This window comes from Pseudomonas sp. 32_A (genome assembly GCF_017490905.1).
Lineage (GTDB): Bacteria > Pseudomonadota > Gammaproteobacteria > Pseudomonadales > Pseudomonadaceae > Aquipseudomonas > Aquipseudomonas inefficax.
Genome location: NZ_JAFGYI010000039.1, coordinates 1 through 11,497 on the forward strand (window position 1 = coordinate 1; position 11,497 = coordinate 11,497).

Annotated in this window: 9 protein-coding genes; 1 reads left to right on the forward strand and 8 read right to left on the reverse strand. The window is 62.9% G+C overall.

All coding sequences use genetic code 11. The annotated features are described in order from the left end of the window. Positions 1-57 precede the first annotated feature (57 nt). The 6 genes from fdhE to J5M58_RS20555 form a co-directional block, all read right to left on the reverse strand. Positions 58-978 (reverse strand): formate dehydrogenase accessory protein FdhE, encoded by a 921-nt coding sequence (gene fdhE, locus J5M58_RS20530; protein WP_112254075.1) that lies wholly within the window; start codon positions 976-978, stop codon positions 58-60. Between the two features lie 4 nt (positions 979-982). Next, the gene (locus J5M58_RS20535) at positions 983-1,639 is read right to left on the reverse strand and encodes a formate dehydrogenase subunit gamma (protein ID WP_112254074.1); all 657 of its coding nucleotides are present in this window, start codon (positions 1,637-1,639) and stop codon (positions 983-985) included. After that, positions 1,636-2,586: a formate dehydrogenase subunit beta gene (gene fdxH / locus J5M58_RS20540; RefSeq protein ID WP_112254073.1), complete on the reverse strand. Its 951-nt coding sequence runs from the start codon at positions 2,584-2,586 to the stop codon at positions 1,636-1,638. The genes J5M58_RS20535 and fdxH overlap by 4 nt, the downstream gene beginning before the upstream one ends. Further along, on the reverse strand, positions 2,586-5,654 hold the full coding sequence (fdnG, locus tag J5M58_RS20545; RefSeq protein ID WP_207879399.1) for a formate dehydrogenase-N subunit alpha: 3,069 nt from the start codon (positions 5,652-5,654) through the stop codon (positions 2,586-2,588). Before fdnG ends, fdxH begins: the two co-directional genes overlap by 1 nt. 271 nt (positions 5,655-5,925) lie before the next feature. Beyond that, entirely contained in the window at positions 5,926-6,687 is a 762-nt protein-coding gene (locus J5M58_RS20550) for an SDR family NAD(P)-dependent oxidoreductase (protein WP_112254071.1), read from the reverse strand. 22 nt (positions 6,688-6,709) lie between these two features. Beyond that, the gene (locus J5M58_RS20555) at positions 6,710-7,495 is read right to left on the reverse strand and encodes a TSUP family transporter (protein WP_112254070.1); all 786 of its coding nucleotides are present in this window, start codon (positions 7,493-7,495) and stop codon (positions 6,710-6,712) included. Positions 7,496-7,810: 315 nt separating this feature from the next. Between J5M58_RS20555 and J5M58_RS20560 the strand changes: the two genes are divergently transcribed. Next, the gene (locus tag J5M58_RS20560; protein WP_207879401.1) at positions 7,811-9,205 is read left to right on the forward strand and encodes a PLP-dependent aminotransferase family protein; all 1,395 of its coding nucleotides are present in this window, start codon (positions 7,811-7,813) and stop codon (positions 9,203-9,205) included. Between the two features lie 323 nt (positions 9,206-9,528). Here J5M58_RS20560 and J5M58_RS20565 read toward each other — a convergent pair whose 3' ends face one another. After that, positions 9,529-10,074 carry a single-stranded DNA-binding protein gene (locus J5M58_RS20565; RefSeq protein ID WP_003255446.1) on the reverse strand — a complete coding sequence of 182 codons (546 nt, stop codon included), beginning with the start codon at positions 10,072-10,074 and terminating at the stop codon, positions 9,529-9,531. Positions 10,075-10,083: 9 nt separating this feature from the next. Further along, complete coding sequence (locus tag J5M58_RS20570) at positions 10,084-11,478, reverse strand: MFS transporter (protein WP_112254067.1); 1,395 nt, start codon at positions 11,476-11,478, stop codon at positions 10,084-10,086. Between the last annotated feature and the right edge of the window lie 19 nt (positions 11,479-11,497).

Below are 11,497 nucleotides of genomic sequence, written 5' to 3' on the forward strand. Positions count from 1 at the left end.
GGAGCGGGTTTACCCGCGAAGAAGGCGACTCGGTCTTACAGTGTAGACACTCAGCCACTATCCGGGTGCGAGCATCAGGTTCGGTGCCAGGCGATGAAAGCCCTCCTCGTCCAGGCGAATGTCCAGCGCCAGGCTGGCCAGGTCGTCGGCCAGCGGTTCGGCCGCCGCATCGTTTTCCAGGTAGTTCTGTTTCAGGTAGCTGTCGCACCCCGGGCAACACTCGGCGCGCAGCGGCGCCTTGCCCGGCGCATGGCGGTCATCGTCGAGGCTGGTGTAGCGCAGGTCCTTGCTCGACTCGCAGTACACGCACTTGACCCGCACCACATGCCACTCGCAGGCACACAGTGAACAGGCCAGGTAGCGCAGGCCATTGTGCTTGCCACGGTTGCGCACCACCCCGGCCATCGCCGGCGAACCGCAGGCCGGGCACTGGGCAAGGCTGCCAGCAGGCTTGAGTTCGGGCGCGGGCAATGCCAACAGCCAGCTGGACCACGCCGCCTGCAAGGCCGCGCCAATGAACGGGACCAGCGCTGCGGGTACCGCGTCGTACTGGCCGCCGAGCAAGGCGATGCCCCAGCCCTTGCGCTGCTCGCCATCACTGCCGCGCAGCACCTGCAACGTATCACCCAGCGGACCGCCGGTTTCACCCTCAAAGCGTTCGAGCAAGGCCTGCAACCAGACCAGCCACGGCCCTTCACGCACCAGACTGTCCGCGGCCAACGGCGGCAAGCCATGACTTATGCACAGGCGCTGACGCTCCTCGGCCACCGGCATGCCAGCGGGCGGGTTATCCACAAGCTGCTGCTGGATACGGCACAAACGAGCCACCAGCTTCAGGTATTGGCCAAGGGCATTGCCCTCGGCCAGCTGCTCCAGGCGCGCGGCGCGCAGTTCGAACAGGTTGGCGGGGGGCAGGTGCAGAAACGGCGGCATCACCGCCGACGCTTCGATCTGCCCGGGTTCGAGTATCGTGCTCAAGCGCTCATCCTTCTTTTCGTCCGTGATTGCCCGGCGTCTTGTCACCGGTCACTTCCCGGTACCACAACTCATGGTGCTTGCGCGCCCAGGCGCGGCTGACCCAGCCATGCAGCATGGCGCCGATCGAGCCCTTGATCCAGATGCCGGCGTAGATGTGCACGATGATGCTGAGGATCAGCACGAACGCCGCCAGGGCGTGAAGCAAAGTGGCGAGGCGAATGGCGCCGATGTCGAAGTAATGACTGAACCAGGCACGCCAGATCACCACGCCGCTGATCAACAGCACCAGCATGCACAGCAACAAGGTCCAGAACAGCAGCTTCTGACCGGCGTTGTACTTGCCGATCGGTGGCACGCCGTCCTCCCTGTTCAGCATGACCCGATCGATACGCCGCAGCCATAGCCGATCATTGGCAGTGATGAAGTTCGCGCGCCAGAACCGCAACACCAGGCCGAGGAAGAACACGAACATCGCCACACCCAGGAACGGATGCAGAATACGCGTCCACGGCCCACCGCCGAACAGGTGGCTGAGCCAGAACAGCGCCGGATGGAACAGCGCCAGCCCCGACAGGCCAGCCAGGATGAACAGGATCGCGACGACCCAGTGGTTGCTGCGCTCGTTGGCGTTGTAGCGCAGGATGGGTTTGTTGTCGTTCATGGTCGCTGCTCCCCTTGCCCACCGGGCTTGGTCGGATCATAGACATGGACCGACGGGTCCACCTGTTGCACGCTTTCATCCGCAGGTGTCGGGTGTTCGTCCTCCTCCACCCGCTGTGGCCCGACCCGCACATAGTGGAAGAACCCGGCCAGCACCGCCGCGCCCATGGCCAGCAGCGCCAGCGGCTTGGTGATGCCCTTCCACAGCCCGACCAGCGGGCTGATCACCGGCTGATCCGGCAGGCCGGCATACAGCTTCGGCGTGTCGGCATGGTGCAGCACATACATCACGTGGGTGCCACCGACGCCATCCGGGTCGTACAGCCCGGCATTGTCGTAGCCTCGCGACTTGAGATCGACGATGCGCTCGGCAGCATGCACCTTCATTTCGTCCTTGGTGCCGAACACGATTGCGCCGGTCGGGCAGGTTTTCACGCAGGCCGGCTCCAGGCCCACGGTCACGCGGTCGGAACACAGGGTGCACTTGTATGCCTTGTGGTCCTTCTGCGAGATGCGCGGGATGTTGAACGGGCAACCGGTGATGCAGTAACCGCAACCGATGCAGTGGTCCTGGTTGAAGTCGACGATGCCGTTGGCGTGCTTGATGATCGCCCCCGGGCTCGGGCAGGCCTTCAGGCAACCTGGCTCGGCGCAGTGCATGCAGCCGTCCTTGCGAATCAGCCACTCCAGGTTGCCGTCGTCGCGCTCGTGCTCAGTGAAGCGCATCAGGGTCCAGGTCTCGGCAGTGAGGTCCTGGGGGTTGTCGTAAGTGCCGTGGTTGTGGCCGACCTCGTCACGCAGTTCGTTCCACTCCGAACACGCCACCTGGCAGGCCTTGCAGCCGATGCACTTGGTGGTGTCGATCAGCTTGGCGACTTCCTGCTGCTGGCGTACCGAAGGCGGTACGGTGGTGGTGGCCGAGCGGGCGATGATGTCTTGGCTGGCCATCAGAGTTTCTCCACTTTGACGAGGAACGACTTGGACTCTGGCGTCTGGGTATTGCCGTCACCCAGGAAAGGCACCAGGGTGTTGGTCAGGTAGCCATGCCGCGTAGTCCCGGTGAAGCCCCAGTGCAGCGGGATGCCGATCTGGTGCACGGTCTGGTTGTTGACCTTGAGCGGGCGAATCCGCTTGGTCACCACCGCCACCGCATCGATATGCCCGCGTTTGCTCGACACACGCACCCGGTCACCGGCCTTGATACCTTTCTCGTTGGCCAGGACCTCGCCGATTTCGACGAACTGCTCCGGCTGGGCGATAGCGTTGAGCCGGCAATGCTTGCTCCAGAAGTGGAAGTGCTCGGTCAGCCGGTAGGTGGTCGCCGCGTAAGGGAACTCGTCGTGCTTGCCGAGGGTGTCCCACACCGAGTCGAAAATCCGTCCGGCCGGGTTGCTGGTAGCCTTCTTGTTCTGCGGATGCAGCGGGTTGATGCCAATCGGCGTCTCGAACGGCTCGTAGTGCTCGGGGAACGGGCCTTCGGCCATCTTGTCGATGGCGAAGAACCGCGCCACGCCTTCAGGGTTCATGATGAACGGGTTCATCCCCGCCTCAGGTGGCGAGTCGACCTTGAAGTCGGGCACATCGGTGCCGGTCCAGGCCTTGCCATTCCACCATACCAGGCGCTTCTTCTCCGGGTCCCACGGCTTGCCTTGCGGGTCGCTGGATGCACGGTTGTAAAGGATGCGGCGGTTGGCAGGCCAGGCCCAGGCCCAGTTCTGCACCTGGTGCATGCCGTACGGGTCGCTGTTGTCACGGCGAGCCATCTGGTTGCCCTGCTCGGTCCAGCTGCCGGCGAAGATCCAGCAGCCGGACGCGGTGCTGCCGTCGTCCTTGAGCTGGCCGAAGCCCGCGAGTTGCTGGCCAGCCTTGAGCACTGCGCCAGTCGGGTCGGTGACGTCGGTCACCGCCCAGCCGTTCATTTCCTTGGCAAGCTCCTCCGGGGATGGCTCTTCAGGGACCTTGTATGGCCAGTTGATGTTCATCAGCGCATCTGGGTAGGCGCCGCCCTCGGCCTGGTAGCGTTGGCGCAAGCGCAGGAACAGCTCGCTCATGATGTGAACGTCGGTGCGGGTCTCGCCCGGACCGTCGGCACCTTTCCAGTGCCACTGCAGCCAGCGGCTGCTGTTGACCAGCGAGCCGTCTTCTTCAGCGAAGCAGGTGGTGGGCAGGCGGATCACTTCGGTCTGGATATTGGCCGTATCGACATCGTTGAACGGCCCGGCGTTGCGCCAGAACTCCGAGGTCTCGGTGGCCAGCGGGTCCATGATCACCAGCCACTTGAGCTTGGCCAGCGCCGCGGTGACGCGGTTCTTGTCCGGCAACGCGGCAATCGGGTTGAAGCCTTGGCACATGTAGCCGTTGACCTTGCCCTGGCCCATCATCTCGAACATGCGCAGCACGTCGTAGGCCGGCACATCGAGCTTGGGCAGCCAGTCGTAGCCCCAGTTGTTCTCCGCCGTGGCATTGGCGCCGTACCAGGCTTTCATCAGGCTGACATGGAACTTGCCGTAGTTCTGCCAGTACGACAGTTGCCCAGGGCGCAGCGGCTTGGAGGCGCGCTTGTCGATGTACGCGGCGTAGTCCTGCTCGGCATCGCCGGCCAGGGTCAGGTAACCCGGCAGCGAGTTGGACAGCAGGCCGAGGTCGGTCAGGCCCTGGATGTTGGAGTGACCACGTAAGGCGTTGACCCCGCCACCCGGCATGCCGACGTTGCCCAGCAGCAACTGGACCATGGCCGCACTGCGGATGATCTGTGCGCCGATCGAGTGCTGGGTCCAGCCAAGCGCGTAGAGGATCGTCATGGTCTTGCCCGGAATCGAGCAGGTGGCGATCTCTTCCCAGATCTTCAGCATGGCGTCTTGCGGCATGCCACAGGTCATGCTGGCCAGTTCCGGGGTATAGCGGCTGTAGTGCTGCTTCATCAGCTGGAACACGCAGCGCGGGTGCTGCAGGGTCGGGTCGACCTTGGCAAAACCGTCCTCACCCAGCTCGTACCCCCAGCCGGACTTGTCGGCATACACGCGCTTGGCCTCGTCGTAACCGCTGAACAGGCCATCCTCGAAGCCATAGTTCTCTTTGACGATGAACGACACGTCGGTGTAGTTGCGCACGTACTCGTGCTGGATCTTGTCGTTGCTCAGCAGGTAATTGATCAGCCCGCCCATGAAGGCGATGTCGGTACCGGTACGGATCGGTGCGTAGTAGTCCGCCACCGAAGCGGTACGGGTAAACCGTGGGTCGACCACGATCAGCCGCGCCTTGTTGTGCGCCTTGGCCTCGGTCACCCACTTGAAGCCGCAAGGATGCGCTTCTGCTGCGTTGCCACCCATCACCAGGACCAGATTCGCGTTGGCGATATCGGACCAGTGGTTGGTCATGGCGCCACGGCCGTACGTCGGGGCAAGACTTGCCACCGTCGGGCCATGTCAGACACGAGCCTGGTTATCGAACCCCAGCATGCCTGTTGCGCGGACGACCTTGTGGGTCAGGTAACCAGCCTCGCTGGAAGCGGCGGAGGCAGCGAGAAAACCGGTGGTGAGCCAGCGGTTGACCGTTTGCCCCTGGGCGTTCTTTTCGATGAAGTTGGCGTCGCGGTCCTGCTTCATCAGGTCGGCGACGCGATCGAGCGCCTCGTCCCAGCTGACCCGCACCCACTCCTTGCTGCCCGGCTTGCGTACCTCGGGGTACTGCAGGCGGCTCGGGCTGTGGATGAAATCCAGCAGGCCGGCGCCTTTAGGGCAGAGGGTGCCGCGGTTGACCGGGTGGTCGGCGTCACCTTCGATATGGATGATGTTCTGTTTGACGTTCTTGCCCGCATCGCCCTGGCTGTACATGATCAGGCCGCAGCCGACCGAGCAGTAGGGGCAGGTGTTACGGGTTTCCTTGGTATGCGCCAGCTTGAAGTGACGCACCTGCTCGGCGAATGCTGGTGTCGGGGCCATGCCCAACGCCGCAAGGCTCGAGCCTCCAAGGCCGACGGCGGCGACCTTGAAGAACTGCCGACGGTTCAGGTCCATCGTGCACTCCTGATCAGATGGTGGACGCACGGAACATGGCCGGCGCCTCTTGGTAGTCACGGTGGCGGCCGGTTGATGGCCGCCAACAGGTAAGACTAGCCAAGAATCAGGAAGGTGCGATGACATGGGTCAGCTGAGGGCGCTGTGTTGCCTGATTCGCGGGTGAACCCGCTCCCACAGGTACTGCACATGCCCAAGCCGTCGCGCTTTCCTGTGGGAGCGGGTTCACCCGCGAACACCGGCAACGCCGGTGCCATCCACCACCGGCCGATCAGCAGCGCGGCAGGTTGCGCACCACGTTCAGCGCTGCACTGCTCTGGGCCACCGGCATGATTTCGATGGTATTGATGTTCACATGTGCCGGCTGTTCGGCAATCCAGGCCACCGTGGCCGCAATGTCCTCGGGCAGGATGGCTTGCACGTCCCGGTACAGGGCCTGCACGGCATCCAGATCACCGTTCAGGCGCACCACCGAGAAATCGGTGCCCGAGCACAGCCCCGGCTCGATATTGCTCACCCGCACGCGAGTGCCTGCCAGGTCGGCGCGCAGGTTGAGGCTGAACTGGCGGACAAAGGCCTTGCTGGCGCCATACACATTACCGCCCGGGTAGGGGTAGGTGCCGGCGATCGAGCCGATGTTGATGATCATGCCGCTGTCGGCTTCCACCATCTGCGGCAGGACCTTGTGGGTGACCATGGCCAGGCCGGTAATGTTGGTGTCGATCATCCGCTGCCAGTTTTCTGCGCTGCTGGCCTGGGCACGGTCTACGCCCAGCGCCAGCCCGGCGTTGTTGACCAGCAGGTCGATCTGCAGCGAAGCATCGCGGATTTGCCCGACTGCCGCCTCGAGCGACGCCGGGTCGGTCACATCGAGTGTCAGCGGAATGAAGTTGACGCCCAGTTCGGCTTCCAGCGCCTGCAACTTGTCCATGCGCCGGGCGCCACCGATCACGCGGTAGCCTTTGCCGATCAGGGTACGGCAGATGGCGCGGCCAAAGCCCGAGGAGGCGCCGGTTACGAATGCGGTTTTCATCAGTTTTCTCCTATGGATGGGGTCAGGCCAGGTACTTCACGCCCAGGCTGGTGAACAGGCAGAGCATCGAGAACACCAGCACCTTGCGTACCACTTCGTTGCCCTTGCGCAGGGCCAGGGCGCTGCCCAAGTGGTTGCCGAGGATGTTGCAGGCCACCAGCGGCAACGCCAGCAGGTAGACGACCTTGCCGGCCATGATGAAGGCCACCAGGGCGCCGATGTTGGATGCGAAGTTGAAGGTCTTGGAGTTGGCCGAGCTGGAGACCAGGTCCATGCGCAGCAGGTAATGGAAGGCGATGATGAACATGCTGCCGGTACCAGGGCCGAAGAAGCCGTCATAGAAGCCGATGGCCAGGCAGGTCAGCGGGACCACGGTGAACAGCATCCGCGATGACAGTTCGCGCTCCTCGACCGGGCGATCCTTGGGCGTGAGGAAGATGAGGATGCCCAGCGGGATCAGCGCCAGGATGATCTTGCCCACGGTTTCCTGGGAGATCGACACGATCAGGTGTGCGCCCAGGTAGGCACCGAGCAGCGAAAACGGCACGCCGACCAGCGCCACCTGCCAGACCATCTTGCTGTTGGCCAGGAAGTTGCGGATGGCCGCCAGGGTGCCAAGGGTACTGACCAGTTTTTCCTGGCCGAGCGCCATTTGCGGCGGCATGCCGACCAGCAGGAAGCCCGGCACCAGGAACAGCCCACCGCCCCCGGCGATGCTATCGACGAAGCCGGCGACGAAGGCGATCGCGCCCAACATGAAAAGTGCCAGCAACCAGTGCTCCGCCCAGAAAGCGCCTAACAGCTCCATAACGGTATTTCCCTTACCTTGGCGATTGAATCGATTCAATGATTGTATTTATAGAAATAACATCGATTCAATTGGTTTTTTGCGCGATCACGCAGCCCATTTCAAGTAAAGTCTCAACTTATTGAATCTAATGAATTTTCTGATAATTGTTTGACCGGGCGCTTCGAGATCAAGCGGTACAGATTGCGGAGCAGTACACCTACCTGGGGAACGTGGCCGATGTAATCAAGGTAATTTATGCGCAGCGGCTGAGAATTACACCCCTCAGTCCTTTCATGCTAGGCTTCGGCGTTCTCGCAGATTCTGGTGCTTTCCATGTGGGTTCCTCACTACAGCGACCTGGCGCAGCCGGTCTACCTGATGATCGCCGATGCCTTGGAGCAAGACATTGGCAGCGGCCGGCTGGTGGCTGGCGAACGTTTGCCGACGCTCAAGGACTTGGCCGAATCCCTTGATGTGACCCCTGGCACCATTGGGCGAGCCTATGACGAAGCCGCCAAGCGCGGCTTGGTAGTGGGCGAAGTGGGCCGCGGTACCTTCGTACTGCCGCAACCACACTTGCAAAACCGTGCCCCGGTCATCCAGGCAAAACCCGTGGTTTCCGAGCACGCGAGCGACCAGATTGACCTGTCGATCATCAAGCCCAACGATGCCCACATGACCGACTGGCTGCGCGAAGCCATAATCGAGCTGGCTGCGTCGTCCGACCTGGCGCAGGTACTCGACTACGTCACCGATGGCGGCCATGCGACCCACAAGCAGGCCGGTGCCACCTGGATCCAGCGCTGGCTGCCCGAGGCGCGTTGGCAGCAGGTGGTGCTGACTTCCGGGGCCCAGCACGGCCTGCTGGTGGCCATCAGCAGCCTGTCGAAGAGCGACGATGTGGTGCTGTGCGAGTCGTTCTGCTACCCGGGCATCATCTCCCTGGCGCACAGCATGGGCCGCCGACTGCGCGGCGTGGCCATGGACGAGCACGGCCTGATTCCCGAGGCATTGCGCGCGGCGTGCCTGGAGCACCGCCCTTCCCTGCTGGTGTGCGTCACCACCCACCAGAACCCGACCAATTCGATCATGCCCCACGCACGGCGCCAGGCTATCGCCGAGATCGCCCGAGAGTTCGACTTGTTCATCGTCGATGACGATATCTACGGCTTTCTCGAGCCCGCACCGGATTACCAGCCACTGGCCGCTTATGCGCCCGAGCGCTCGGTGTACCTCACCAGTCTGTCCAAAAGTGTGCTGCCGGCGCTGCGCATCGGCTATCTGTACGCCCCACCGCAAACCCTCTCGCGGCTGTCGTCGATGGTACGCAGCAGTGTCTGGATGCCGTCACCGTTGATGGCGCAGCTGGCCAGTAACCTGATCAACAGTGGCATGGCCGACCAGCTTGTGCGGGAACAACAGGAGGAGGCGGCCGCGCGCCAGCAAATGGCCCGGGAGATTCTTGGCAAGTACAAGATCCGCAGCCAGCCGAACAGCTTCCACATCTGGCTGGAATTGCCGGAGCCGTGGACCAGCGACGAGTTCGCCAACCTGGCACGCAACAACGGCGTCACGGTAGTCAGTGGCAGCCAGTTCCTGCCAGAACGCAGCCACGCCACCTGCGGCGTGCGCATCGCCTTGATGGCGCCCAAGCGCGAGGAACTGGGGTTTGCCTTGACCAAGTTGGCCAGCTTGCTGGATTCCCCGGAGCCGCGGTTGTTCTATTGAAGCGTTGGCTGATTGGACCCGCCCTCACAGGATTGCGCCATAGCAGAAACCCACGCAGCGCTGTGGGAGCGGGCACGCCCGCGAACACCGGCGTAGCCGGTGCCATCCATCGCGTCGCCTGCTTCGCGGGCTTGCCCGCTCCCACAGGGCACGTCCCATGAAAAAGCTTCATCACCAAATGCTGAAATTAGCAACCGGTGATGTACTCGCCGGGAGATGAGCACCTGGCAGCCCTCACCTCCTCTTCTGCATTCCCCACAAATGAAAAAACCCAGGGCAACTGCCCTGGGTTTCTGGTCCTGCTAGACGCTCAAACGCTCTGATCAGAACGGAATATCGTCATCGAAGCTGTCGAAGTCAGCCGCCGGCTGCGGGGCTGGCTGCTGCGGTGCCGGGCGCTGAGGAGCCTGCTGCGGGCGCTGGGCCTGCTGGCGTGGCGGAGCCTGGTTGTACTGTTGCTGCTGGCCGCCACCGTAGTTGCCGCCACCCTGGTTGTATGGGTCACCGCCCTGCTGCTGGCCCTGCGGACGACCGCCGAGCAGCTGCATGGTGCCATTGATGTCGACGATGATTTCGGTGGTGTAGCGCTTGATACCGTCTTTTTCCCACTCGCGGGTCTGCAGCTTGCCTTCGATGTAGCACTGCGAACCCTTGCGCAGGTATTCGCCGGCAATTTCGGCAACCTTGCCGAACAGCGACACACGGTGCCACTCGGTACGCTCGACCTTCTGGCCCGATTGCTTGTCGGTCCACTGCTCGCTGGTGGCCAGGCTCAGATTGGTCACGGCGTTACCGTTGGGCAGGTAGCGGACTTCGGGATCCTGGCCACAAGTGCCGACCAGAATGACTTTGTTAACCCCACGGGCCATAACGTTCTCCTAGGCTTCGCACGCCGAAGAGGCCGGGTTCACCAGGCGCTCGAGGGTCGTACGGTCCAAAATTTTCGTATCCAGTTTGATATAGATGGCAGCTTCTTCCGCCACCACGACGGCGTCGGTCACACCCGGCACGGCCATCAGGCGCTCGATCAGGCCGGCTTCCCGGACCGCCTCTGGCGTCAGCGGCATGCGCAGGCTGGTCACATAGGGCGGCTCGTTCATGCGCAAGGCGACGACCAACCAGATGGCACACAGTACCGCACAACCGAGGAACACCATGTTCAGCCCGCCGTGCTGGAACAACCAGCCACCGAGGATTCCTCCCAGGGCAGCGCCGAGGAACTGGCTGGTGGAGTAGACCCCCATTGCCGTCCCCTTGCCACCTGCAGGCGACACCTTGCTCACCAGCGAAGGCAGCGATGCCTCCAGCAGGTTGAATGCAGTAAAGAATACCACGGTGCCGATCACCAGTCCGCGCAAACCGTCAGCCCACTGCCAGAAGAACACCTCCACCAGCAGCAACACACTGACCGCCCCGGCCAGCACGCGTTTCATCTTGCGCTTTTTTTCGCCATAGATGATGAATGGGACCATTGCAAAAAATGAGATGAACAACGCGGTCAGGTACACCCACCAGTGCTGTTCCTTCGGCAGGCCGCCGCGCTCGACGAAGGCCAGTGGCAATGCAACGAAGCTGGCCATGAGGATGGCGTGGAGGATGAAAATACCCACATCCAGGCGCAGAAGGTCCGGATGGCGCAGGGTCGGGCCGATGGCCTGGCGCGCCACACCTGACTCGCGGTGCTGCAGAATGCTGTGGGCATTGGGCACGACAAAGGCGATCAGCAGGATGCCGACCAGGGCAAGTCCTGCCGTGGCGAGGAACAATCCTGACAACCCGAAGGCGCTGGTCAACAATGGGCCGACGACCATGGCGACAGCAAACGACAGGCCGATGCTCATGCCGATCATGGCCATTGCCTTGGTCCGGTGCTGCTCGCGAGTGAGGTCGGACAGCAGCGCCATGACCGCAGCGGAAATCGCCCCGGCGCCCTGCAGGATACGCCCGGCAATCACCCCCCAGATGGAGTCGGCCTGGGCCGCCAATACGCTGCCCAGGGCAAAGATGACCAGCCCCAGATAAATCACCGGCCGGCGGCCGATGCGATCGGAAATCATCCCGAACGGGATCTGCAATACGGCCTGGGTCAGGCCATAGGCGCCAATGGCCAGGCCGATCAGCGCAGGCGTGGCACCGGCCAGGTCCATGCCGTAGGTGGCCAGCACCGGCAAGACCATGAACATGCCCAGCATACGAAAGGCAAAGACCAGGGCCAGGCCGCCAGCGGCGCGGGTTTCGCCGCCACTCATGCGCTCGTTGTGGGTGTCGTGCATGGATTAACCTCGTGTGAAC